This is a genomic window from Microvirga vignae, from assembly GCF_001017175.1.
GTDB lineage: Bacteria > Pseudomonadota > Alphaproteobacteria > Rhizobiales > Beijerinckiaceae > Microvirga > Microvirga vignae.
The window spans coordinates 338,051-362,937 of sequence record NZ_LCYG01000016.1; the positions used below are offsets into that span (position 1 = coordinate 338,051).

General features: G+C 62.8%; 17 protein-coding genes. 3 read left to right on the forward strand and 14 right to left on the reverse strand.

Annotated features, from left to right (window positions below):
- Positions 1-7: 7 nt before the first annotated feature.
- The 8 genes from tsaE to AA309_RS06515 form a co-directional block, all read right to left on the reverse strand.
- Positions 8-1,567 carry a tRNA (adenosine(37)-N6)-threonylcarbamoyltransferase complex ATPase subunit type 1 TsaE gene (gene tsaE / locus AA309_RS06480; RefSeq protein WP_052954509.1) on the reverse strand — a complete coding sequence of 520 codons (1,560 nt, stop codon included), beginning with the start codon at positions 1,565-1,567 and terminating at the stop codon, positions 8-10.
- A 30-nt stretch (positions 1,568-1,597) separates the two neighbouring features.
- Entirely contained in the window at positions 1,598-4,165 is a 2,568-nt protein-coding gene (locus AA309_RS06485; protein WP_047188134.1) for a sensor histidine kinase, read from the reverse strand.
- Between the two features lie 369 nt (positions 4,166-4,534).
- A complete protein-coding gene (gene ahcY, locus AA309_RS06490) occupies positions 4,535-5,935 on the reverse strand; it encodes an adenosylhomocysteinase (protein ID WP_047188135.1) in 1,401 nt (466 codons plus the stop codon).
- Positions 5,936-6,267: 332 nt separating this feature from the next.
- Entirely contained in the window at positions 6,268-6,588 is a 321-nt protein-coding gene (locus AA309_RS06495; RefSeq protein ID WP_047188136.1) for an HPr family phosphocarrier protein, read from the reverse strand.
- A 5-nt stretch (positions 6,589-6,593) separates the two neighbouring features.
- On the reverse strand, positions 6,594-6,995 hold the full coding sequence (locus AA309_RS06500; RefSeq protein WP_047188137.1) for a PTS sugar transporter subunit IIA: 402 nt from the start codon (positions 6,993-6,995) through the stop codon (positions 6,594-6,596).
- Positions 6,996-7,083: 88 nt separating this feature from the next.
- Positions 7,084-7,539: an HPr kinase/phosphorylase gene (locus tag AA309_RS06505; protein ID WP_047188138.1), complete on the reverse strand. Its 456-nt coding sequence runs from the start codon at positions 7,537-7,539 to the stop codon at positions 7,084-7,086.
- Positions 7,536-9,401 (reverse strand): sensor histidine kinase, encoded by a 1,866-nt coding sequence (locus AA309_RS06510; RefSeq protein WP_047188139.1) that lies wholly within the window; start codon positions 9,399-9,401, stop codon positions 7,536-7,538. Before AA309_RS06510 ends, AA309_RS06505 begins: the two co-directional genes overlap by 4 nt.
- Positions 9,402-9,494: 93 nt before the next feature.
- A complete protein-coding gene (locus tag AA309_RS06515) occupies positions 9,495-10,193 on the reverse strand; it encodes a response regulator transcription factor (protein WP_047188140.1) in 699 nt (232 codons plus the stop codon).
- 520 nt (positions 10,194-10,713) lie between these two features.
- Here AA309_RS06515 and AA309_RS06520 point away from each other — a divergent pair.
- The gene (locus AA309_RS06520; RefSeq protein WP_047188236.1) at positions 10,714-12,324 is read left to right on the forward strand and encodes a phosphoenolpyruvate carboxykinase; all 1,611 of its coding nucleotides are present in this window, start codon (positions 10,714-10,716) and stop codon (positions 12,322-12,324) included.
- Between the two features lie 69 nt (positions 12,325-12,393).
- Positions 12,394-13,488: an NAD(P)/FAD-dependent oxidoreductase gene (locus AA309_RS06525; protein ID WP_047188141.1), complete on the forward strand. Its 1,095-nt coding sequence runs from the start codon at positions 12,394-12,396 to the stop codon at positions 13,486-13,488.
- 218 nt (positions 13,489-13,706) lie between these two features.
- On the opposite strand, the gene AA309_RS06530 is transcribed toward AA309_RS06525, so the two are convergent.
- Complete coding sequence (locus AA309_RS06530) at positions 13,707-15,113, reverse strand: sodium:proton antiporter (RefSeq protein ID WP_047188142.1); 1,407 nt, start codon at positions 15,111-15,113, stop codon at positions 13,707-13,709.
- A 171-nt stretch (positions 15,114-15,284) separates the two neighbouring features.
- Between AA309_RS06530 and AA309_RS06535 the strand changes: the two genes are divergently transcribed.
- Entirely contained in the window at positions 15,285-16,076 is a 792-nt protein-coding gene (locus AA309_RS06535; RefSeq protein ID WP_047188143.1) for a class II glutamine amidotransferase, read from the forward strand.
- 11 nt (positions 16,077-16,087) lie between these two features.
- Here AA309_RS06535 and AA309_RS06540 read toward each other — a convergent pair whose 3' ends face one another.
- The 5 genes from AA309_RS06540 to AA309_RS06560 all read right to left on the reverse strand — a co-directional run bounded on the left by AA309_RS06540 (position 16,088) and on the right by AA309_RS06560 (position 24,796).
- On the reverse strand, positions 16,088-16,375 hold the full coding sequence (locus AA309_RS06540; protein ID WP_047188144.1) for a hypothetical protein: 288 nt from the start codon (positions 16,373-16,375) through the stop codon (positions 16,088-16,090).
- A 196-nt stretch (positions 16,376-16,571) separates the two neighbouring features.
- Complete coding sequence (locus AA309_RS06545; protein ID WP_047188145.1) at positions 16,572-17,282, reverse strand: glutathione S-transferase; 711 nt, start codon at positions 17,280-17,282, stop codon at positions 16,572-16,574.
- A gap of 354 nt (positions 17,283-17,636) precedes the next feature.
- Positions 17,637-19,616 (reverse strand): calcium-binding protein, encoded by a 1,980-nt coding sequence (locus tag AA309_RS31730; protein ID WP_052954510.1) that lies wholly within the window; start codon positions 19,614-19,616, stop codon positions 17,637-17,639.
- A gap of 748 nt (positions 19,617-20,364) precedes the next feature.
- Positions 20,365-23,412 carry a DNA polymerase I gene (gene polA, locus AA309_RS06555; protein ID WP_047188146.1) on the reverse strand — a complete coding sequence of 1,016 codons (3,048 nt, stop codon included), beginning with the start codon at positions 23,410-23,412 and terminating at the stop codon, positions 20,365-20,367.
- A 175-nt stretch (positions 23,413-23,587) separates the two neighbouring features.
- Entirely contained in the window at positions 23,588-24,796 is a 1,209-nt protein-coding gene (locus tag AA309_RS06560) for an ROK family protein (protein WP_047188147.1), read from the reverse strand.
- Between the last annotated feature and the right edge of the window lie 91 nt (positions 24,797-24,887).

Below are 24,887 nucleotides of genomic sequence, written 5' to 3' on the forward strand. Positions count from 1 at the left end.
AAATCGCTCAAGAAGAAGGGGGCGTCTCATCCTCGAGCGGAATGAGGCGCGGCAGGTAAGTCTCATACCAGACCTTGAGTTTGCCTAAGGCCGGGTGCGCGAGGTTGCGGGTGAGATAGGTCTCAATCCGCGGCAGATGCTTCAGATAATGCGGCTTGCCATCGCGCCGGTCGAGGCGCGCAAAGATGCCGAGGATCTTCGTGGCGCGCTGCGCCGCCATGATCGCATAGGCGCGGGCAAAGCCCGAGACGTCGAAATCGGGATCGGCCGCTTTGCGCTCGCGGGCATAGAGGCCGATGAGCTTCAGCTCCAGATCCGCCGGCACGGTCACGCGCGCATCCTGCAGGAGAGAGGCGACATCATAGGCCGGCGAGCCCAGCACCGCGTCCTGGAAGTCGATGAGGCCCACGCGCTGCAGGCCTTCGCGCTCAGGCATCCAGATGAGGTTGGGCGAGTGATAATCGCGCAGGATCCAGGTGACGGGGCCTGCGAGAATTTCACCCAAAGCTTCCGTCCAGAGATTGACGAATTCCGCGCGCGCGGAGCCGGAGAGCTGCGTGCCGATGATGTGCGGCACATACCAGTCGGCAAGAAGCTCCACCTCGATGAGCAGCGCTTCGAGATCATAGGGCGGAATCTCATGCTCGATGCCATCGGAGACCGGCAGCACCTGCGGCAGCTCTGTGCTGTGCAGTTTCACGAGAAGGCGCGTCGCTTCCGCATAGCGCTCGGGGATCGGGCCGTTCTCGTCGACCACCGGTTCGGAACCAAGGTCCTCGATCAGCAGGAGTCCCGTATCGAGGTCCTCGCCGTAGATGTAGGGCGCGCTGAAGCCCAACGCGCGCAGGCCCTTGTCCATGGCCACAAACGCATGAACGGTTTCGGCGAGTTTTGCGATGGTCGTATAGGGTTTGCCGCGCCGCACGGGCGGGCCGACGGGCCGCGGCGGCGAGATCATCAAAAGCGCGGTCTCGCCGTTCGGCTTCACCAATCGCTCGTAGGAGCGGATCACGGAAGCGTCGCTCGGCATCGGCAGGCGCGTGGCATCCGACCAGCCGCAGCGATCCACCAGATTGCGGAACGCCTTGATGCGCTGCAGGCGCGAGGCGAAGGCGCCGGTACCGGTGAGCATGGCGACGCGGCCACGGCCTCCAGGCCCCATATCGAGGTGAATATCGAGGTGCTCGGGGTTCAGCCCATCCTCAGCCCGCTCCGGCCACTCGACGAGCGCGATGGCGTTTTCCGTCAATTCCTCCCAGCCCAGCTCCACCAGCTCATAGCCACCCGAGAGGCGATAGAAATCCGCATGCACGATAGGGCAGACCGGGCTGTCGTAAACCTGCATCAGGGTGAAGGTGGGGCTCGGGACCTCGAGCTCCGGGTCATTCGCAAGGGTGCGCACGAGGGCGCGGGCGAAGGTGGTCTTGCCGGCGCCAAGTCCTCCTGAGAGGGTCACAAGATCGCCGGGCTTTAATTCCTCCGCGAGCTTGCGGGCGAAATTCTCCGTGGCCTCGTGATCGGGAAGCGTCACGATCCATGCGACTTGGGAGACATCCTGCTCGGACATAAGGGCCAATCCATTCACCATCACAGGGTCCTACTCGGCAGCCATAGGAGTTAGCGCGGAGGGGCCGGATCGGCCATCGGAGGGAGATTCCTGCCGGTCATTGGGGAAGATGCAGGTCACCGTGGTGCCCTGGCCCGGCGCGGAGGTGAGATCGATGCGCCCGCCGTGAAGCTCCACGAAGGAGCGGACGATGGACAACCCCAAGCCCACGCCCCGGTGGCGGGTGCCCAATGTGTGGCTCTCGAAACGCTCGAAGATGCGCGCCTTGATCTCCGGCGGGATGCCACGGCCCTGGTCCTTCACCTCGAAGATGACCTCGCTGCCGCGCTTGCGGGCAGAGACCGTGATGGTCTGACCCGGCGAGGAGAAGCCCACCGCATTCGAGAGCAGATTGAACAGGATCTGCCGCACGCGCTTGCCATCCGCCACGAAGGTGCCGATGTCGCCCGGCGTATCGATGACGAGATGGAGCGATGATTCCGCCAGCCGATCCTCGAGCCCGCGCATCGCGGCCTCGATGGTGGAGCGGATATCGACGATCTCCGGCGTGAGCTCCAGCGAGCCTGTGTCGATGGAGGCAAGATCCAGGATGTCGTTGAGGATCGCGAGCAGCGCCGCCGAGGAGCGCATGATGTGATCCGCATAATCGCGTTGGCGCGGGTTGAGCGCGCCCACGGTCTCGTCGCCAAGCAACTGTGTGAAGCCGATGATGTTGGTGAGCGGCGAGCGCAGCTCGTACGACACGTGGTGCACGAATTCGTCGCGAAGCCGCGAGGCACGCTCCAGCGCTTCGTTGCGCTCGGTGAGCGCGCGCTCCACGTTCACGCTCGCGGTGACATCGGTGAAGCTCAACAGCGTCGCGCCGTCGGGCAGAGGTTGCGCCGTGCAATCGAGCGCCGAGCCATCAGGCCGCTCGATGCGGCAGGAGAGGCCCATGCGCATGTCGGCGAGGCCAACCACTGCGCCGCGAATGTCGATCCACGGCTCCTCTTGCGGCGCCAGCAGGCGGCAAGCCTTGATGATCGTTTCGACATGCGGATTCTGCGTCAGCATGTCGGGGGCCAAGTTCCACATTTCCGCGAAGGCACGGTTGTGCAGCTTGAGGCGTCCGTCCGAGCCAAACACCGCCACGCCCTCTTTGAGCGTGTTGAGCGTCTCACCCTGCACTTGGGTCAGCGAGTTTACCTGCGATGCGAGTTCGAAGCGCTCGCTCACGTCGTCGAACAGATAGGTCACGCCGCCTTGCGGATTGGGATTGATCACCACACGCAAGGTGCGGCGGTCGGGCAGATGCCACCAGGTTTCCTGCTGCTCGACCGAGTGATAGCCGTTGAGGAAATCCGCCTTCCAGGCGCGGAAATCCGCTTGCTCCGGCAGCTTGCGCGCGGTGCGCAGACGATCAAGGACCTCGCTGTCCGTGGGACGCGAGGAGAGGAAGGCTGCATCCAGGCCCCAGAGGCGCTGATAAGCGGCGTTGCTGAAGATCAGCGTTTGCGATCCATCGAAGATCGCGACCGCCGTCGGGAGCTGATCGAGCGTGCGCACATGCGCATCCATCTGCCGCTGCAGATCGGTGCGCACGGCCTCCAATTCCGATACGTCTACCGCAATGCCCGCGCTGCCGCCTGCGGTGGGGCGTTCGATCACATCGAGAACGGCGCGCTGGCCTGCAACGACGGCCGTCACACGCGCCGCATAGGTCGCATCGCTCTTGCGCTGGCGGCGCGCGTCGTCGCGCGCACGTTCGCTCAGGAGCTCGAGGGAGCGGGCAATCGCATCGTCGAGATTCGGCGCTTCGACGGCGCGTAAGTAGGCTTGGTTCGCCCAGAGCAGCTTGTCGTCCGCATCGCGGATCCAGAGCGGATAAGCCACGTCGTCGAGCAGCATGGTCATGGAGCGCAGATCGCTGCGTGCGTTGGCAAGATCAGCGCGTATCTTCAGCAGATCGGCGCGGTCGCCGGTCACGTCGCGCAGACGCAGGATCGCGCGGCCGCCGATGGTCCGGCCTTCCACATCGATGAAGCGGTTGGACAATGTGCGTGCCACCTGGCGGAACGCTTCGCCACGCTGCCTCAATTGCTCGAGGGATGATTCTGCGGCGGCCGCGTCGCTCGGCTGCATCCAGGTGCCGAAGGCAAGCGCGCGTCGGGCAGGCGCCCCCTCGCCGATGATGGAAGGATCGCCCTGGAAACGCGGCTCGCTGTCCCGTCCCTGCCAGCTCACCAGCAACTGCCGCTCGGAACCCATGAGCAGGGTTGCGAGATCATCCGAGCCGCGTAGAACCGCGAGCTCCTTTCGCAAGGCGCGTTCCACCCGCGCGGAGCGGCGCCGCTCCTGCATCAGCAACAGGGAGGTGATGGTGGTGAGCGACACGAGGCCCATGAAGAGGCCGAAGGCCGCAGCGCTGTGCAGGTTGAAACCGTAAAGATAAGCGAGGACGTCGGAGGCCTTTTCCATCAGCCGAAAGGGCTCGTCAGCGGCCAGCGCCGCTTGCGAGGTTCCGGAGAGAAGCGTCAGGCTCAAGGGCACGCGGACGAAGCCTGCGAGGATGCCTGCCTCGCCTCGGCTTCCGTTTTGATGCTCCCCTAGCCCGGCCATGCCGTGCGGTCCTCCCCCAATACAAGCGGCCTTCAACAGGCCAAGTGTGTTCACGCCTCCGGAGCTTTTTCTATTGCTCCAGAAGAGATACCGCCTACGCATGAACGGAACTGCCGGCATGGTTTCACAAAAAACCGCGGTACCGCCGGTCGAATCGCGTTCACTCTAGACCACCCCTGACTCCGCCAGGAAGAGGGTTAACGTCGGCTTAATCTTCCTTTGGAGAAGCTGTGCGCAATTGGTGGAAAGCTATTGCATTTACGACACACGCATGACGCTGCGGCACTCTGTCGATTCGATCGTGGAAACTATGAAAAAGCCCGGCATGGAGCCGGGCTTTCTTGAGGCATTTCGTAAGGGAAGGGCCGATCAGTAGCGGTAGTGGTCCGGCTTGAACGGGCCGGTCTCCTTGACGCCGATATAGGATGCCTGGTCGGGACGCAGCTTGGTGAGCTTCACGCCGATCTTCTCGAGGTGCAGGGCAGCCACCTTCTCGTCAAGGTGCTTGGGCAGGGTGTAGACCTTGCGCTCGTACTTGCCCTGGTTGGCGAAGAGCTCGATCTGAGCGAGCGTCTGGTTCGTGAAGGAGGCCGACATCACGAAGGACGGGTGACCCATGGCGTTGCCGAGGTTCACGAGGCGGCCTTCCGACAGCAGGATGATGCGGTGGCCGTCGGGGAACTCGATCTCGTCCACCTGCGGCTTCACGTTGTTCCACTTGAGGTTCTTGAGAGCCGCAACCTGGATCTCGTTGTCGAAGTGGCCGATGTTGCAGACGATGGCGCGGTCCTTCATCGCCCGCATGTGGTCGATGGTGATCACGTCCTTGTTGCCGGTCGCGGTGACGAAGATGTCGGCGCGGGGAGCAGCATCCTCCATCGTCGTGACCTCATAGCCTTCCATGGCGGCCTGGAGCGCGCAGATCGGATCGACTTCCGACACCAGCACGCGGCAGCCCGCCTGGCGCAAGCTGGCAGCCGAGCCCTTGCCCACGTCGCCGAAGCCCGCGACCATGGCGACCTTGCCGGCCATCATCACGTCCGTGCCGCGGCGGATGCCGTCGACCAGCGACTCGCGGCAGCCATAGAGGTTGTCGAACTTCGATTTCGTGACCGAGTCGTTCACGTTGATCGCGGGGAAGAGGAGCTTGCCCTCCTTCTCCATGATGTAGAGGCGGTGAACGCCGGTGGTGGTCTCTTCCGACACGCCCTTGATCGAGGCGGCGAGCTCGGCGAACCAGCCCTTCGGCTTCTCCGAGAGCAGGCGCTTGAGAAGGGCGAAGAAGACTTCCTCTTCCTCGGAGCCGGGCTTGTCGAGGAAGGCGGTGTCGCCCTGCTCGGCGCGCAGACCCATGTGGACCAGCATGGTGGCGTCGCCGCCGTCGTCGAGGATCATGTTCGGCATGCCGCCATCATGCCAGTCGAAGAGCTTGGCGGTGAAGTCCCAGTACTCCTTCAGGGTCTCGCCCTTGTAGGCGAAGACCGGGATGCCGGCGGCGGCGATCGCAGCGGCAGCGTGGTCCTGGGTGGAGTAGATGTTGCAGGACACCCAGCGGATGTCGGCGCCGAGGCTTTTAAGGGTCTCGATCAGCACCGCGGTCTGGATCGTCATGTGGAGCGAGCCGGCGATGCGGGCGCCCTTCAGCGGCTGCTTGGGGCCGTATTCCTCGCGCACGGCCATGAGGCCCGGCATCTCGGTCTCGGCAATCGAGATCTCCTTGCGGCCGAAATCGGCGAGGCCGATGTCTTTAACGATGTAGTCCTGAGCCATGATGGCCTCCGTGCACCCGTGGGGTTTCAATTCGCGCTGTCTCTACCAGAGAGCCGCCCGGGAGGCAATCAAGATATAAAGATGTCTTTATATGCTTCGGTTTTTCCAAAGGCGCGCTTATCCCGTTGAACGATCTCAAAACCGCGCTGCGTCCGGAATGCTCTTCCCGTGCCTGATTTTCCTCGTCATGGCCGTCCCCGGACTCGATCCGGGGACCAGTCCCGGCCATCCACGCCTTTCATGCGCCCTAGCTTTAAGACGTGAATCCCCGGAACAAGTCCGGGGATGACGGGGCTTGAACCTTAAAGCGAGAGGGTGTGCGCTACTGGCGCTCACTCCTCCTCACCGAACTTGTTGGCGAGAAGGTCGTCGATGGCCTGGAGGCAGGCCTGGGCGTCCTGGCCCTTCGCGGCAACGGTGATCGTGGTCCCCTGAGCGGCGGCCAGGGTCAGGAGACCCATGATCGAGCGGCCGCCGACCGTCTCGCCGCAGCGGGTCACGGTCACGTCGGCGTCGAAGCGCTCGACGGTCTGCACGAACTTGGCCGATGCCCGGGCGTGCAGGCCCCGGCGATTGATGATCGGGAGCTCCCGGACCTCGGCCCCGTCGGGAACAGGAGACGGGGGGCAATCCTGGTCGAGGGGCTGATCCATGGTTCTTATTTTCCCGACAGAACGCGCGAGGCGATGTTGATGTATTTCCGCCCCGCCTCCTGCGCGTGGGAGACCGCGTCGTTCAAGGGCTCCTCGTCGCGGACGGAAGCCAGCTTGATGAGCATGGGCAGATTGATGCCGGCCACCACCTCGACGGAGCCGCCGTTCATGCAGGACAGGGCGAGGTTCGAGGGTGTCCCCCCGAACATGTCGGTCAGAACCACGACGCCTTGACCCGAGTTGACCCGGCACACGGCGGCCATGATGTCCTTGCGCCGTGTTTCCATGTCGTCGTCAGGGCCAATCGTGATCGTCTCAAGCTGCTCTTGAGGACCCACGACATGCTCCAGCGCGGCTTTGAATTCCGTCGCGAGCTGCCCGTGGGTGACGAGCACCATTCCAATCATATTGTTCCGAGTCCAAACGCTCCGAGAGCGGAGCCGCTATTTTGTGCACCGCGAAGCCAAGCGCAAGAGCATTGAGAGGAAAAGTTCATCACAGTGTCAACACCGTGTCGCAAACACCACTCAGGCGCCCAAGGGCAATGCTCGCAAAACTTGCCCCGGCCCGCATGCGGATGCGAGGGACCATGACGCCGCATAGAACAATGTTTCCGTCTTCCGCTTCCGGAAAGCGCGGCGGGTCTTCGCTGAGATCGATGACGAGGCGGATGACGGCGGCGGGCTCGTAGGGCTGACGGGTGATGCCCAGACCATGGATCTCCAGGTGGCCGGCGAGCGGCTCCACCGGGCTTGCCAGGAGGCGCCCGTGCTCGACGCGGAGACTGGTTCTGTCATCGCCGACAAGGCAGCCGAACCGGCCTGCCTGGATGGCGTGAAGCACCATCTCTCGCGCCAGGGTCGATTTGCCCGAGCCCGAGCGACCCCGGATCAGAACACCGGCTTCGCCGATGACGACGCAGGACGCATGGATGGTTTCAGGCTGGCTCAAGGCGTCTTCTCTCCTTCAGCCTTTCTAGCCTGTTCCCGCCTGGCCGCCTCCTTCTTCGCCTGCTCCTTCTTGCCCTTCGGATTCTCGGCCGTGGGCAGGCGGATGATGAAGCGGGCGCCGAGCCGCTTCGGCTCGCCGGTCTCGTCCGGCGGGCCGAGCCGGTTTTCGGCACGGATCTTGCCGCGATGAGCCTCGATGATCTGCCGGGAGATCGACAGCCCCAGGCCGGAATTCTGGCCGAAGCCCTGGTTGGGCCGGTCCGTGTAAAAGCGCTCGAAGATGCGGTCCAGGGCATCGGGCTCGATGCCCGGACCGTTGTCCTCCACCAGGACCTCGGCCTCGGTCTTCCGCCGCCGCAACGTCACGCGCACCGGTGCATCGGGAGGCGAGAAGGAGCGGGCATTGTCGATGAGGTTGTTGAACACCTGGCCAAGACGGCTGTCATGGCCGAGGACCAGGAAGGCATCGCGGCCGCGCGGATGGCTCTCGATGCTGAGCTCGACGAGCGGGTCGTGCTCCTGCCGACGCTCGTTGGCCACCGACACCACCGCATCGAGCAGACGCGTCATGTCCACCGGTTCCGCATCGGCACGGGCGAGTTCCGCATCGAGCCGCGAGGCATCGGAGATGTCGCTGATGAGCCGGTCGAGGCGCTTCACGTCGTGCTGAATGATCGACATGAGGCGCCCGCGGGATTCGTCGCTGCGGGCGAGAGGCAGGGTTTCCACGGCGCTCCGGAGCGACGTGAGCGGGTTCTTCAGCTCATGCGCCACGTCCGCCGCAAAGCTCTCGATGGCGTCGATGCGATTGTAGAGCGCCTTCGTCATGTCGCGCAGCGCGCCGGACAGGTGGCCGATCTCGTCCGAGCGATTGGTGAAATCCGGGATCTCCTGGCGGGACTTGGTGCCCCAGCGAACGCGCTCCGCTGCTTCCGCCAAGCGGCGCACGGGGCCCGCGATCGCGCCTGCGAGGAAAAGCGAGAGCACGATCATCACGACCGCCGCCACCAGGAACACCTGGAGCAATGCAAAGCGTTCGGAGGCGATGATGGCGTCGATGTCGCCTTCCTGCGTCGAGAGCAGCAATACGCCCTGCACCGTGCGAAAGCGCTGGATCGGCACTGCGACGGAGACGATGGTCTCGCCGCGCGTGTTCACACGCACCACACTCGATTGCTGGCCTGAGAAGGCCTGCTGGACTTCCGAGAGGGACTTGCCGTTGACGGGGCCCGCCTCCTCCTGCACCGGGCGCTTGGTGCGCCGGAACATCTTGCGCACGCTGTTCCAGGTGCGCTCGATGGTGCTTGCCGTATCCTCCACATTGGCGACCGGCGGCAGGTCCATCCGCAGGATGTCGCCGCGGGAATAGAAGTTGCGGGAATCGAGCAGGAGCAGGCCGTCCCGGTCGAAGATGCGGGCGCGGGTCTGGGTGGGGGTCACGAGACGCCGCAGCAGGGGGGCGACGCGCTCCGGGTTGATGGAGAATTCGAGCGAGGAGAGGCTCTCGTCGTTCAGGCGCTCGGTCTCGCCCGCCTGCATCTGGAGGAGCTGGTCAGGATCGAGGGTGATGGTGTTGGTTTCCACCGTCGCGGAGCTCGCGATGGCGCCGGCGATGATCTCGCCTTGCGTGAGCAGGCTCTGCACCCGCGCCTCGATGAGGCCTTCGCGGAACTGGTTGAGGTAGAGAAAGCCCACGAGTAGGGCCACGAGGCCCGCGAGATTGAGCACGACGATGCGACGCGTCAGGCTCGACGAGGCGCGCTGGTAGAGCATGCGGCCGAAATCCTGCAGCCGCGCCAGGATGCCACGAGGAGCAGGCGGATCGTCGGGCGACGCCTCGGCGTGGATGGGATCAGCCTTCATGCCACTCATTCAGCCACGGCCCGAGAGATCTTTTCGGACCATGCCCGTCTTTCCTGGTTGTCCTCTGCCGTCGAAGGCAGGCGTCTTCAGGCGTTAAGCTTCCTTGAAGCGATAGCCGACGCCGTAAAGGGTCTCGATCATTTCGAAACTTGGGTCAACCACCTTGAACTTTTTGCGCAGGCGCTTGATGTGGCTGTCGATGGTGCGGTCGTCCACATAGACCTGATCGTCATAGGCAGCATCCATCAGGGCATTGCGGCTTTTCACCACGCCGGGGCGTGTGGCGAGCGCCTGCAGGATCAGGAATTCGGTCACGGTGAGCGTCACCGGCTCGCCCTTCCAGGTGCAGGCGTGGCGCTCCGGGTCCATCTTCAGCTGGCCGCGCTCCAGGGCCTTCGGGTCGGCCTCTTTGGGGGCGCTCTGGTCCTTGGGAGCGAAGCGGCGCAGCACCGCCTTCACGCGCTCGACCAGGAGGCGCTGGGAGAAGGGCTTCCGGATGAAGTCGTCCGCGCCCATTTTCAGGCCGAACAATTCGTCGATCTCCTCGTCCTTGGAGGTCAGGAAGATCACGGGCAGGTCAGACTTCTGGCGCAGGCGCCGCAGCAGCTCCATGCCGTCCATGCGCGGCATCTTGATGTCGAAGATGGCAAGATCCGGCGGCGCATGCTTCAGGCCGTCGAGGGCGGAGGCCCCGTCGGTATAGGTCTGGATGCGATATCCCTCCGCCTCAAGGGCGATCGACACGGAAGTCAGGATGTTGCGATCGTCATCGACAAGAGCGATCGTGGGCATGAACTCTTCCCTAAGCTTACACGGACGATGGTCGCGTGACGTATCGTTCGACAACGCAGAAGGCCTTAAAGTGTGCCCAACTGCGCCTTACTCGTGGCATAAATATGGTTACACACAGCCCAAGTACCAGGGCTAAGCCATGCGATAGTGGTGTCCAGGAAGCGCGCGTTCAACAGGAGATGAATGATCCCAGGCCATTTTCGGCCCGATTTGCCGCACGAGAAGGGCTGCCCAGAGCCTGGAAGCATTGCACGATGGAGGCCTCTCCCGTCAATCCTTCCAAAGAACTCTGCGGCAAATGCTGAAAATCCAGGCGAACTACCCTGGATGGGTCTAGCGCCGCAAAAAATAGAATGCCATGGAATGCCCTCGGTTGACGGCTTAGCCGCCTGACCTAAACATCCTTAGTTCAAGCGGATTTGCGGGAGTGGACTGCACCGCTTGAGTGCAACAATGTGACGGCCATCTGAAAGGCGGCACATCCGGCTGCTCGACGATCGGCGACCAGGAGAAGTCTTCCGTGGATAACATCGGCGTCTTCAACAGCGCTCAAGGCGCGGAGGCCATCGGCTTTCGCAATCTCAAAAAAGTCTACTGGAACCTCGAAGCCCCCGCACTCTATGAGCATTCCCTGACAAGGGCTGAGACCAAGCTCGTGAAGGGCGGCGCTCTCCTGGCCGAGACCGGCGTTCACACGGGCCGTTCGCCCAAGGACAAGTTCGTGGTCCGGGACGAGAACACCGAAAGCACCGTCTGGTGGGACAACAACGGCTCCATCACCCCGGGCCATTTCGACGCTCTGCTGCAGGATTTCCTCGCCCATGCCGAGGGCAAGGAGCTGTTCGCGCAGGATCTCTATGGCGGCGCAGATCCGGCCTATCGGATCAAGGCGCGGGTCTTCACGGAATTCGCCTGGCACTCCCTGTTCATCCGCAACCTGCTGATCCGCCCCGAGGCGGGCGAGCTGCGGGATTATGTGCCCGGCCTCACCATCATCGACCTTCCGTCCTTCAAGGCCGATCCGGCCCGCCACGGCTGCCGCACGGAAACGGTGATCGCCTGCGACTTCACCCGCAAGATCGTGCTGATCGGCGGCACCTCTTATGCCGGCGAGATGAAGAAGTCGGTCTTCACCTATCTCAACTACGTTCTGCCCCCGCAGAAGGTCATGCCCATGCATTGCTCCGCCAATGTGGGCCATGACGGGGACGTCGCCGTATTCTTCGGCCTCTCCGGCACCGGCAAGACCACGCTGTCGGCCGACCCGAACCGCATCCTGCTCGGCGACGACGAGCATGGCTGGGGCCCGAACGGCGTGTTCAACTTCGAGGGCGGCTGCTACGCCAAGACCATCCGCCTCTCGCGGGAAGCGGAGCCCGAGATCTTCGCGACCACCGAGCGCTTCGGCACGGTTCTGGAGAACGTGGTGGTCGACCCCATCACCCGCGTTCCGAACTTCGACGATGCGTCCAAGACGGAGAACACGCGCTGCGCCTATCCGCTGGACTTCATTCCGAATGCGAGCGCTACCGGCCGCGCAGGGATTCCGAAGAACATCGTGATGCTCACCTGCGATGCCTTCGGCGTTCTGCCCCCCATCGCCAAGCTCACGCCGGCGGAAGCCATGTATCACTTCCTCTCCGGCTACACCGCGAAGGTGGCGGGCACGGAAAAGGGCGTGAAGGATCCGGAAGCCACCTTCTCCACCTGCTTCGGCTCGCCCTTCATGCCGCGCCATCCTTCGGAATACGGCAACCTGCTGCGCGATCTCATCGCCAAGCACTCGGTGGATTGCTGGCTCGTCAATACGGGTTGGACCGGCGGCAAATACGGCGTCGGCCGTCGCATGCCGATCCGCGTCACGCGCCGCCTGCTCACCGCTGCACTCGACGGTTCGCTCTCCCGCGCCGATTTCCGCCGCGATCCTTACTTCGGCTTCGCGGTGCCGACATCGGTGCCCGGCGTCGAGCCGCACATCCTGTATCCGGTGAAGACCTGGCAGGATAAGGCGGAGTTCGCCGAGACCGCCAAGCGCCTGATTGCCATGTTCAACGAGAATTTCAAGCGCTTCGAAGGCCACGTCGATTCAGACGTGCGCTCGGCAGCGCCGCAGATGTCGATTGCGGCTTAAAAAGCTGCCATCATCGAGACCACAGGAGCGGCGGCTTTAGGGCCGCCGCTTCGCGTTGGGGATACAGGCATGGATGTTCTCGTCACCGGCGCCGGCGTTGTTGGATTGGCGATCGCTCGTGATTTCGCTTTGCGCGGCCACAGCGTCATCGTGGCCGAGAAAACCGGCGGCATCGGCAACGGCGTATCCTCGCGCAACAGCGAGGTGATCCATGCGGGCATGTATTATCCGACAGATTCTCTTCGTGCGCGCCACTGCGTGAATGGGCGCCGCATGCTCTATGCGTTCTGCGAGAGCCACGGCGTACCGCACAGGAAATGCGGCAAACTCATTGTCGCGACGAACGATCTTGAACAGGCGAAGATCGAAGGCATCTACGAGCAAGGCATCGCCAATGACGTGGAGGGGCTTTCCTACCTCACGGGCGAAGAGGCAAGAGCGCTCGAGTCGAACCTCTTCTGCACCGGTGCGGTGCTCTCGCGCGAAACCGGAATCATTGACAGCCACGCGCTGATGCTGGCGCTGCAGGGCGATCTCGAATCCGCAGGCGGCATGATCGCCTTTCACGCGCCCGTCGAACGGATCGTGCAAAACGGAACGGGATGGAACGTGCATGTCGGCGGCGCGGAGCCAACTGAAATCGCAGTCGATGCGGTGATCAATGCGGCAGGCTTAAGTGCGCAGGCGCTTGCACGGGCAACGGAAGGTTATGCCCAAGAGCGCGTACCGCCTCTCGTGCTCGCCAAGGGCAATTACTTCGGCGGCCTCGGCAAGCCCACCTTCTCGCGCCTGATCTATCCCGCGCCCGTGGATGGCGGCTTGGGCACGCATGTGACGCTCGACCTTAGCGGGCGCATGCGTTTCGGTCCCGATGTGGAGTGGGTCGATCACGAGGTCTATGAAGTCGATCCCCATCGTGCGGAAAGCTTCTACGCCTCCATCCGCCGCTATTGGCCGGGCCTGCCGGATGGTGCGCTTGTGCCGGATTATTCAGGCATCCGCCCGAAGCTCACGGGCCCCGGCGAGAAGGCGGCCGATTTCATGATCGATGGACCGGGCGAGCATGGGCTTGTCGGTCTCGTTCATCTCTTCGGCATCGAGAGCCCGGGGCTGACCTCGTGCCTGTCGATCGCGGAGGATGTGGCGGAGCGATTGAGCGCCTGAAGAGACATGGCATCCCAGACGGAACGTAGCGGACGGGCAAGCTCTCCCTGGTCATGGCCGTCCCCGGACTTGATCCGGGGATCTGTCCCGGCCATCCCGATATGGAAAAGCGCTTTGCCTCTCGGATCGTCATCACCGGCACAAGGCCGGGGATGACATCAAGTTTTTTGAAAACGATCCCGGATCGCCTTGCAGGCATCCGGGATGACACGGTTCAATCAAGCCCTGAAGAACAGCAGCGTCGCCAGCAGGAAGGTCGGCACGAGGATGCCGCCGGACCAGAGAAGATAGCCGAAGAAGCTCGGCATCTTCACGCCCTTCTCGCGGGCGATCGCATAGACCATGAAGTTGGGGGCATTCCCGATATAGGAGTTCGCGCCCATGAACACGGAGCCGGCCGAAACGGCGGCGAGCGTCAGCGCGCCCGTGGTCATGAGAGCCTGCGGATTGCCGCCGGCGAGCTCGAAGAACACGAGGTAGGTCGGCGCGTTGTCGAGGAACGACGACAGGCCGCCGGAAAGCCAGAAATAAGCGGCGTTGTTGGCGGTGCCGTCCGGGTTCGTCACCAGGGCCACGAGAGGCGCGAATGCACCGTTCGGGCCGGCCTTGAGCATCGCAAGCACCGGGATAATGGCGATGAAGATGCCGGCAAAGAGCTTCGCCACTTCCTGGATCGGCCCCCAGGAGAAGCCGTTCTCCGCGCGGTTCGCCTTCGGCGTGGCCTTCAACGAGATGATTGTCACGCCGACCATGATGGCATCGCGCAGGGCGTTCGCCAGCTCGATCTCCGAGCCCAGCACCGTCACGCGGCCGAGATCAGTGGTGGCGCTCATGAGAATCGCCGTGATGATGATGAAGATCAGCAGGAAGTTGATGCCGCCCGTCACCCGCACCGGATTGTCGGGCGTCGGGTCAGGCTTGATATGGCCTTCCTTCCTGTAGATCACCGTATCGACCGCGAAGAACAAGGCGAGCAGGATAGCGCTGACGAACAACGTCTCGGGGAGGAGATGCGTGGTGGTCCAGAAGAAGTCGACGCCGCGCAGGAAGCCGAGGAAGAGCGGCGGGTCGCCGAGCGGCGTGAGCGAGCCGCCGATATTCGACACCAGGAAGATGAAGAAGACGACCACATGGACATTATGCTTTCGGTCGTCATTGGCGCGCAGCACCGGGCGGATCATCACCATGGATGCGCCGGTGGTGCCGATGAAGCTCGCAAGCGCCGCGCCGATAGCAAGCAGCATTGTGTTCGTGCCCGGCGAGCCATGCAGGTTGCCGCGCACCAGGACGCCGCCGGCGACCGTGAACAGCGCGAGCAGCAGCAGGATGAAGGGGATGTATTCGAGAAGCGCCGTATGGACGAGCGCCTGGAGCGCCGTGGACGGACCAAGGATGGCCGCCATGGGCACGAGCACCAGCAAGCCCCAGAGAGCCGCGATCTTGCCCTGGTGATGCTCCCACGTATGGGGCGCCAGCAGCGGGAAGAGGGCGATGGAGAGCAGGATGCCGGCAAAGGGCAGCGCCCAGAGGGGGCTTAAGGTGGCGCCGTCGAGCTCGGCAGCGAAGGCGGCTTGCGGCAGCACAATCAGAGTGGCGGCGAGCGCCGCGCTTGAGATGCGAAGCATGGTCTTGTGTCCCCCCTCGCCGGCTCCGGCGCATCTGTGATCTTGTGGACACGGTTTAAGGGAAGGGGCTCGTCCTCGCAACGGCGCGAGCGTTAACCGGCTGTTCACCTTAAGTAAAAGAGACTACAACATCATTACACGAGCTTTGCCGCGCCTGGGGTTGTGGAGTCGATGTGCCGCTTTCTTGCCTACCGGGGAGAGCCGATCTTCCTCGATGAACTCGTCTGTGCTCCGGCCCATTCGCTGGTCCACCAGTCGCTTCACGCGACCGAGGCCAAGACGGAGACGAACGGCGACGGGTTCGGCATCGGCTGGTACGGCGAGCGCAAGGAGCCCGGCATCTATCGCGAGGTGCGCCCCGCCTGGTCGGACGAGAACCTGAGGAGCCTCTGCGAGCAGGTGCGCTCCGGCCTCTTCTTCGCCCATGTGCGCGCCTCGACCGGCACTTCCACCACCCGGGCGAACTGCCATCCCTTCTCCCACGGCCGTTATCTCTTCATGCATAATGGTCAGATCGGCGGTTATGCGCGCATCAAGCGCAAGATCGAGGCCATGATCCCGGACGAGCTCTACGATCGCCGGCAGGGCACGACGGATTCGGAGGCGATCTTCCTCGTGGCGCTTGCCAAGGGGCTTGCAGACGAGCCCGTGACCGCCATGGCCCGTACCCTCAAGCAGATTCGAGGCCTCATGGAAGAGGCCGGGATCGAAGAGGCCTTGCGCTTTACCGCCGCCTTCACCGATGGCGAGAATCTCTGGGCCTATCGCTGGGCCTGCGACGCCAAACCGCCGACGCTCTATTTCCGCGAGGAAAAGGGCAACCTGCTCGTGGTCTCCGAGCCCATCGACGACAAGACCAAGGGCTGGCGCGAGGTGCCGAAAGGCTGCAGCCTCGTGGCGCGGGCTGGCGGCAATGTGGCCGTGCACTGCCTCAACGAAGCCATGGCGCAGCTCGCGGCTTAAAATCCTGACCTTCAGTTCAGGGATCCGCTTCCGCCCGACAGCAGCGGCAGCAGGGCGTCTTTAAGCGCCTTCATCTGCATCTGCGTCTCGGCCTGGGTCTGAGTGCTGTCCGCATCCGGATTGAGAAGGGCGCGCAGGCGGGCGTTTTCCGCGGCGAGACGGTCATTCTCGGCCATGAGGATCGAAACCTTTTCCTCGGCGATCCGCAGACGGGCCTGAGCCTCATCGCGCTCCTGCTCCCGCAATTGCACCCGATCACGCCAGAGGCGGGTCGCAACGGTTTCCGTTCCCTCAATCATCGTCGGCTCCTCGCATCATCCGAATACGCGCATGGCCCGGCTCGCTTTGACCCTTCCGTGTCTTCACTGCGGCATCAACTCACGATGCGCAGAAAGCGCCCGCGGAGTTCATCAGATGGGTCCCGGCAGCAGCCGTCATGCCTGCATAAGACTCTACATCGCCATTGGCATCTTAATAGATCGTTGCCAATGGCGGTTAACTATCCAGTTCCGGATAGTGCCGGAAGATTCCCTCCTCGTTGAAGGGAATGCGGCGGGGACTTGCGAGGTAAGCCTTCATGCGCGGCCGTCGAGCGACAGCCTCGTGCAGGGCCGCGACGCGCGGCACGTCCTTCAGGACTCGCTTCATGGCCTTGGGAAAGGCGTAGGACAATCCTTCGACCATCTGGAACAGGGAAAGGTCCACATAGGTGAGCCTGTTGCCGACGAGCTGCGCATCACTGGCGGGATTGCGGGCCAGGATCGTCTCGAACCAGTCCAGAAATTTCGGAATCCGGTTCTTGCGAAACTCGGCGGATCGCCTGAGGGCCTCCGCCTTCTGGTCCTCATAGTAGAGGCTTGCTGCGACCGGATGATGCGTGTCGTGCGCTTCCGCGATGAAATCGGTGATGGTGAGCTGGATCTGATGCGTCCATAGCCCGCCTGCCGGGTCCTTCGGCGCAAGATCGTGCCTCGCGCCAAGGTAAAGAAGGATCGCCGCCGTTTGGCCGATGATCGTGTCGCCGTCCTTCAGGAAAGGCGGCGCGAAAGGCGGATGATCGGCGTGGTCCATCAACCTTAACATCACGGCGAGGCCTTCCGACTCCCGCGCCACGTCGATGTAATCGGCTCCCGCCTCCTCCAGGGCCAGCCTGACGAACTCGCCGCGTCCCTGGATCGTGGGCCAGTAGTAGAGTTCATAGGACATGGAAAGCTCCGCTTCTCAGCCGCAAAGAGTGTGAGAAGGATGGCGCTCCAGCTTTCGATGTCAAAAGCGTTCTTCCGACAATCGCCCTAGAGCATCGGACGAGAAAAGTGGATTCCACTTTTGGGATTCGATCCGATGCTCCTTCCTGGAGCAGCGCATCGTTCGCGCGAAAAACCGGGTCCAATTTTCGCTGACGCGGCCCTTCGGGTCCGCACGATGCGCTGGTGCCTTTCCATCCATCCGCATCATGGCGGAGTGGCTGCATGGACTACACGTCAAGAAAAAAGCGCCCCGAAAGGGGCGCCTTCCATCTCGCTATCGAAACTGCGGTTCGATTAGATAACGACGAAGTCGTTATAAGCGATGGCCTTGTTTTGCGCCGATATTGGCGAACACCACCTGACCGCCCGAGGCGTTGCCGTTGGAATCGTACCACAGGTTACCGGTCGCCTTGTCGTAGCCGATATAGTCGTTGGCATCGAGCGCCTTGCTGCTGATCTTGAAGAAGCTCGAGCTGAGCGTGCCGGTCTTGGTCAGCTTCTTGAACACGGCGTTCTCCAGTTGGATCGTGTCGTAGGCCCTGTTCCAGTCCACGATCCGGTCCCTGTTGGAGGTGCTGCTCGGTGTCTTGTCGAACACGAAGATGTCGCGCCCGGTGCCGGTGCCGCCATAGAGCACGTCATTGCCGGCTCCGCCGTAGATCTTGTTGCTGCCGGCATTGCCCTTGATCACGTTCGAGAGCGAGTTGCCGGTCAGATTGATCGCCGCAGAGCCGGAGGCGTAGAGACGCTCCACGTAATTGGCGAGGGTGTAGCTGACGCTGGTGAGGACGATGTCTATCGTGCCACCAGTCGAGGTTTCCACCACGCGATCACCGGCATCGTGGACATAGTAGAGATCGTTGCCGGTGCCGCCCTCCAGGCGGTCCGCACCGGCGACGCCGTTCAGAGTGTCGTTGCCGGCCCCGCCTTGAATGGTATTGGACAGAGCATTGCCAGACAGGCTGTCATTAAACCGGGAACCGATAATGTTCTCGAAGTTCTTGTAGGTGTCGCCCGTGGCGATGCCACCGATGCCGTTCCCGGCTGCTAGATCTACACCAACACCGTCCGTGCTCTCCTTGAAGGTCAGCGTGTCGATGCCGTCGCCACCATCCAAGGTGTCGCCCTCAAATTCCGACGCGGCATAGACGTCGTTATGCGTGGTGCCGGTGACCGTGACCTTGCTGGTGCGAAGATCGACGATGGTCGCGGAAATCAGACCACTCCCCAGAGTTGGGTCATGCCAGGACACGGAGAGACGGCCGTCGGCCATTTCAGAGATATGCGGATCTCTCTGAGAGCCGAAACTATCAACACCGGCCCGTGCATTGACCTTGATGGGGTTCCCGGCAACGCCGTTCGCATCGATCACGCGTACGAACACGTCGCCAAAGTCCCCCCCGTCCTCGGCGATATAGGCGACAGCAAAGCCACCGCCCTTCAGCGCCGTGATGCTGACGCAGTCGAAGTCGGAGTTCGGCTTAGCTCCGCCGATGCTGGTAATGATGTCGTTGCCGTTCGTGTCCTTAAGAGGAGTGCCCGCCGAATTGTAGAAGCGAGCTTCGATCCCGACCGTCCCCTTGTCGATGATGACGGCAAAGTTCCCGTTGGGAAGTCCAGTGGCGGGATCCTTCAGGGCCACCACGTCGGCACCCGTGGCGTTGGAAATCCCGATCGCAGCTCCGACGCTGCTGCCGTTGACGATTCTGAAGGAGATGCCGCTGTTCGCGGCCTGCGAACGGTAGGACACGACATGCGTGGTCCCACCGAGCCAGGTCACATCCGGATTTGTCGCACCGGAGGCAGAAGAGACGAGGACCGGGGTGCCCGGCGTACCGCTCGAGTCATACTGGACCAGCTTGAGCCCTCCGCTATCCTCTCCGCTATCGACATAGGCGGTCGCCCAACCTCCCTGATTGTTGGCGCTCATCTGCGCGCCGTCCACGCTCGTGGTGCTCAGCGTCGAAGCCGTACCGTTGGCAGAGCCGTCGAAGTTGAACTTCTGGCTCCGGAGGTCGCGCTGATTCTCAGCATTGGTCTCGGTCCAGGTGATAACGAAACCGCCATCCGCATCGTAGGCAAAAACATCCGAGAATTGCTGAGAGAGGTCCGACGTTACGAAGTGAACGTCGCCCGACTTGACGCCGTTGCCGTCATAGAGCTGGAAGTTGATCTTCTGGTTCTCACGCCAAGTCACCACATAGCCGCCGTTCGGCAGCATGATGATGGCGTCTCTGTCGAGGCTGTTTCCAAGGCGGACGGAGTTCTCTGTGCCCCAAATCTTGAATGTCATCTGGCTCTCCTGGAAGCGGAAGGGGGGTGTACGGCGCGGCTGAACCATCGAGCGATGCTCTCGGGACGAGGCGCACGGAAGCTTTCGGCGGCCATGGTCGCCGATGGATTGCTTAACGGGTGAATGATGCTCGATATATTTCTTCGAATGTTGCCGTAATGATCACAGCGCATGAAGCATTCGAGGCCGCGAAATCATCGAAGCAACTTGAGCACGAGGCTATATAGACGGGGATAAAGGGTCACAACTCTCCGTTTAGAGAGGTACGACCGTAGGGGAAGGTTGCCTTAACGTTCAATCTGAACGCCCTAGTCCGGATAAGCCTTTGCAATGGCATCGAAAAGTCCCATTGGTGCGACGATGCAGCAATATGCCAATGGGCGAAGCTGGGCCGTGCGCTGGAACACATGATCTAAAGGAACAGGCCGTTTGCTCAGTGCAGAGGATGATTCCGGCGGGCGCATGGGCAAGCTTCAGAAACGATTCGGCTGGGACGAAGCCCATGCGCCTTAGAGCTCCTGACTAATCCGTTCTGAGCCTCATCCTTAGAGCCTGATCCATCATCCTTGGGTTCGCTCACTCGTGAGACTTGGCCTGCCTCCCCCGTGCGAGGCAGGAGAAAGGGGGCCGCCCCTCATGGGCCAGCCTCTGAGGAGCAGCCGTGGGGCTGCTCCTCAAGATGAAGGGTATTCGTTAGGCACTCTCAAGCATCGGACCCGAAAGTGGATCCCGTTCTCCGCGCGAGGCGCTAATGCGCCTCGTCCCAATTCTGCGCGGCTCGCGCTTCGACGGCGAGCGGCACCTTCAGCGATACGGCGGGGAAGGGGGCTTCCGTCATCACGCGGGAGATCACCGGCAGCGTGGCCTCCACCTCGTCGTCGGGGGCTTCGAACACCAGTTCGTCGTGCACCTGCAGCAGCATGCGGGCCGAGAGGCGTTCTGCTTTGAGCGCATCCTCCATGCGGATCATGGCGCGCCGGATGATATCGGCGGCGGTGCCCTGGATCGGTGCGTTGATGGCCTGGCGCTCCACGCCCGCACGCTCGGACGGATTGCTCGAGCGGATCTGCGGGTAATGGCACACGCGCCCGAAGAGCGTGGTCACAAAGCCCTTGTCCTTACAGGCCTTCTTCGTCTCGTCGATATAGGTGCGGATGCCGGGGAAACGCTCGAAATACTGCTTGATGAAGGTCGAGGCTTCCGCGTTCGGAATGCCGAGACGCGTGGCAAGACCGAAGGCCGAGATGCCGTAGATGATGCCGAAATTGATGGTCTTCGCCTGACGGCGCAGGTCGGGCGTCATCCGGTCGAGCGGCACGCCGAACATGGCGGAGGCCGTCGCCGCGTGAATGTCGACGCCGTTCGCGAAGGCCTCCTGCAGCTGCGGGATGTCGGCGATATGCGCGAGGATGCGAAGCTCGATCTGGCTGTAGTCGGCCGAGATGATCTTGTGTCCGGGCGGCGCGATGAAGGCCGTGCGGATCTTGCGGCCTGCTTCCGTGCGGATCGGGATGTTCTGCAGGTTCGGATCGGACGAGGAGAGCCGTCCCGTCGTGGTCGCAGCCAGCGAGAACGAGGTGTGCACCCGCTTCGTCTCGGGGTGCATGTGCTCCTGCAGCGTATCCGTGTAGGTGGATTTCAGCTTCGAGAGCTGACGCCATTCGAGGATCTTCGCGGGCAGCTCGTGACCGGCCTGCGCCAGTTCATCGAGCAGCGTCGCGGGCGTTGCCCATTGGCCGGATGGCGTCTTCTTCGCGCCGGGCAGGCCCATCTTGCCGAAAAGAATGTCGCCGATCTGCTTCGGGGAGCCGAGCGCGAATTTCTCGCCCGCCATCTCGTGGATCTCGTCTTCGAGGCGCGCGAGCGTCTGCGAGAAATCGCCGGACAGGCGGCTCAGAATCTGCCGGTCCACCAGGATGCCGCGCATCTCCATGCGCGCGATCACATCGACGAGGGGACGCTCCAGCGTCTCATAGACGGTGGCGCGATGCTCGGCGATGAGCCGTGGCTTGAGGATCTGCCAGAGACGCAGCGTGACATCCGCATCCTCCGCCGCATAGGCCGTTGCCTTCGAAATCTCGACCTTGTCGAAGGTCACCTTGTTCCGGCCCGTGCCCGCCACGTCCGAGAAGCTGATCGGTGCATGGCCGAGATGGCGGCGGGCCAATTCGTCCATGCCGTGCGAGCCTTTTCCGGCATCGAGCACGTAGGAGATCAGCATCGTGTCGTCGACGGGGCGCACGTCGATGTTGTGGCGCTTGAACACGATCCAGTCGTATTTCAGGTTCTGGCCTACCTTTAGAACCGACGCATCTTCCAGCATCGGCCGAACGGCATCGAGCGCATCGGTGACCGGGATCTGGCCCTTCACGAGACCCCCGCCGAAGAGATCGGATTCGTCGCGGTGCTGTAGCGGCACATAGCAGGCCTTGCCGGGCTCCAATGCCAGCGAGAAGCCCACGAGATCGGCGCGGTTCGCATCGAGATCGCTCGTCTCCGTATCGACCGCGACATAGCCCTGGGCCTGCGCCTGGGCGACCCATTCCTTCAATCGGTCGAGACTGGTGACGGTCTCATAGGAAGACACATCAAACGGAATCGACGCCGCCTCCGTCGCGCGCTTTCCGGCGAGTTGCGAAGGCGTGCCGATGCCCTCGATGGGCTTACGCGCTGCGCCTGTCTCCGGCAGGTCGAGACCTGCGAAAGGATCGACATCGCTTGAGACTGCTTCGCCCTTCTCGAAGAGCGGAGGCTCAGGCATCGATCCCTCAAATCCTCCGTTGCGCTCCCACTTGATCGCCTCGCCGCCGGGCATCAGGCGCGGGTCCGGATCGATGGCGGCGGGATCGGCATCGTAGAGTTCCGCCACGCGGCGCGTGAGCGTGTTGAACTCCATCGCTTTTAAAAAACCGATGAGCGTCTTCGGATCAGGCTCCGGTACGCTCAAGTCATCGAGCGATACGGGCACCGGTGCATCGCAATCGAGCGTCACGAGCTTCTTGGAAAGACGCGCCGATTCCGCGTTGTTGATCAGCGTCTCGCGGCGTTTCGGCTGCTTGATCTCGTTCGCGCGCTCCAGCAGCGTTTCGAGATCACCGTATTCCTTGATGAGCTGTGCCGCCGTCTTCAAGCCGATGCCAGGCACGCCCGGAACGTTGTCGGAAGTGTCGCCCATGAGCGCGAGAACATCGCCGATCTTTTCCGGCGGAATGCCCTCCCATTTCTCGATGACCGCGGCTTCGTCGAGATTGCGCTCGGGCCGGTAGCCGGGCTTGCCCTTGGAGCCGGATTCGAAGTCGTAGAAGCACACCTTGGGACCGACGAGCTGCATCAGGTCCTTGTCGGAGGAGATGATGAGCACGTCCGCGCCGCGCGCCTTGGCCTGCTGCGTATAGGTGGCAATCAGATCGTCCGCCTCGTAGCGCTGAAGTTCCACGGGCTCCAGGCCGAAGGCGCGGATCGCTTCGCGCATCAGCGGCATCTGGACCTTCAGGTCCTCCGGCGCATCCGGGCGGTGGCCCTTGTAATCCTCGTAGAGTTCCTTGCGGAACGAGCCCTCGGACTTGTCGAGCACGATGGCGAGATGCGTGGGCTTCAGGCCCGCCGCGCCGTCGCGCATGAACTGCAGGAGCTTGGACACGAACAGGCGCACAGCCCCCGTCGGCATGCCGTCCGAGCTGCGGGAATTGTACTTCTGGTCCTGGTTCATGGACTGGAAGTAGGCCCGGAAGATGAAGGAGGAGCCGTCGACGAGGAAAATGTGGTCGCCGGCTTGGACGGGACGGGAAGAAGCCATGGGTCTCGTTCGTGGAGGAAATCAGCCAGCAAGAGATAGTGTTTTTAGAGGCCGATGGCTATCCCGTCGGCTGGTTTAGAGGGCGCATCGTTTCAGGCGCAAAACCGGGTTCCCTTTTCGCTGATGCGGCCCTTCGGGTGGTCGCTGACGCGAATCTCCGGTTCCGCACGAGGTGCTAGGCCGCCTTGAGGCGCGCGAGGTCGAGATCGAGCTCCCGCAGGGCCTGCATCACGACACCCTCGGTGAGAAGGTCGAGGGAGGATTTCACCACGTGGACAGCGGCAAGGGCCCTCAATTCCGGGATGGTCTGCGATTCGAGGGCTGCCTCGAAGGAGGGGCGCAAGAGATCCATGGCCCGCGTGCCGGGGCCGCAGATCACGATATGGTCGGGCTCCAGCGTCTGGATCAGGATGGACACGGCATCGCCCAGAACCTCGCCTGCCTCGTGGAAGAGGTTGAGAAGGGCGGGATCGCCCGCACGGGCCTGCTCCACGATACCGTTCATGGCTTCCTCGCCCGGCAGAAGCAGGGTCGGGGCGGGGCGGTGGTCGATGAGCTGAGCATCCCGATGCAGGGCATAATCGGCGAGATAGGCCTCGATGCAGCCGCGCCCGCCGCAGCGGCATTGCGGCCCGCTCCGGCGAAGCCGCACATGGCCGAACTCGCTGCCGCCGAAGCGCGCGCCGCGATAAAGCTCGCCCTGGATGAGAAAGCCCATGCCGACGCCGTCACCGACCATCAGGCAGGCGGTGCGCCCTGACCGGAAATCGGGATTGCGCTGGGCAATGGCGAAGGCCATGGCGCTGGCATCGTTCTCGATAAGGACGGGTTTCCCGAGCCGTTCGCTCAAGCCTGCCGCGAGGGGCAGGTCGCGAGTGCCGAGGACCGGGCTCCAGGCCACGATCCCGTCCCGCGTGTCCACATAGCCCTGGCAGGCAAGGCCAATGGCCTTGACGTCGGCCGCCCCGGTATCTTTCGCGAAGGTGGTGATAGTCTCCGTCAGAACATCCATCAGCTCCCCGGCCCCAAGGCTCCGCAGTGGCCGCTCGATATGGCGGCTCGCCCGGTTGCGGCCGGCACTGTCCACGAGTCTGAGCTCGATGCGGTTGAAACCGGTCCAGACGCCGATCACGGAGCCCAACGAATCGGCGAAGAACAGGCGCACCTTGGGGCGGCCCCGGATGAGGCCCGAGCTCTGATCCCCCGTGTCTTCCGTCACCAGAATGCCATCGTCCAGCAGGCTTGCCGTGAGCTCCGAGACGCTGGCCGGACTCATGCCGAGATGCTGGCCGATCTCGACCCGCGCCATGGGGCCTTCCCGGCGCAAAGCGTCCAGAAGGCGCCGCCGGGCCGTTTCGCGAGGGGAGAGAGGAAGGAGGGTCATGACACCTATTTATTCACGTAACGAATAAATGATCTGCGGATAAAAGGGATATTCAACCAAATACTGAGAGCTTTGCCGCTTGAAGGTGGGA

Bases quoted from the DNA above. Each gene is read 5' to 3' on its own strand.
- tsaE (WP_052954509.1), bottom strand. From the start codon at position 1,567: ATGTCCGAGCAGGATGTCTCCCAAGTCGCATGGATCGTGACGCTTCCC.
- AA309_RS06485 (WP_047188134.1), bottom strand. From the start codon at position 4,165: ATGGCCGGGCTAGGGGAGCATCAAAACGGAAGCCGAGGCGAGGCAGGC.
- ahcY (WP_047188135.1), bottom strand. From the start codon at position 5,935: ATGGCTCAGGACTACATCGTTAAAGACATCGGCCTCGCCGATTTCGGC.
- AA309_RS06495 (WP_047188136.1), bottom strand. From the start codon at position 6,588: ATGGATCAGCCCCTCGACCAGGATTGCCCCCCGTCTCCTGTTCCCGAC.
- AA309_RS06500 (WP_047188137.1), bottom strand. From the start codon at position 6,995: ATGATTGGAATGGTGCTCGTCACCCACGGGCAGCTCGCGACGGAATTC.
- AA309_RS06510 (WP_047188139.1), bottom strand. From the start codon at position 9,401: ATGAAGGCTGATCCCATCCACGCCGAGGCGTCGCCCGACGATCCGCCT.
- AA309_RS06515 (WP_047188140.1), bottom strand. From the start codon at position 10,193: ATGCCCACGATCGCTCTTGTCGATGACGATCGCAACATCCTGACTTCC.
- AA309_RS06525 (WP_047188141.1), top strand. From the start codon at position 12,394: ATGGATGTTCTCGTCACCGGCGCCGGCGTTGTTGGATTGGCGATCGCT.
- AA309_RS06530 (WP_047188142.1), bottom strand. From the start codon at position 15,113: ATGCTTCGCATCTCAAGCGCGGCGCTCGCCGCCACTCTGATTGTGCTG.
- AA309_RS06535 (WP_047188143.1), top strand. From the start codon at position 15,285: ATGTGCCGCTTTCTTGCCTACCGGGGAGAGCCGATCTTCCTCGATGAA.
- AA309_RS06540 (WP_047188144.1), bottom strand. From the start codon at position 16,375: ATGATTGAGGGAACGGAAACCGTTGCGACCCGCCTCTGGCGTGATCGG.
- AA309_RS06545 (WP_047188145.1), bottom strand. From the start codon at position 17,282: ATGTCCTATGAACTCTACTACTGGCCCACGATCCAGGGACGCGGCGAG.
- AA309_RS31730 (WP_052954510.1), bottom strand. From the start codon at position 19,616: ATGACATTCAAGATTTGGGGCACAGAGAACTCCGTCCGCCTTGGAAAC.
- polA (WP_047188146.1), bottom strand. From the start codon at position 23,412: ATGGCTTCTTCCCGTCCCGTCCAAGCCGGCGACCACATTTTCCTCGTC.
- AA309_RS06560 (WP_047188147.1), bottom strand. From the start codon at position 24,796: ATGACCCTCCTTCCTCTCTCCCCTCGCGAAACGGCCCGGCGGCGCCTT.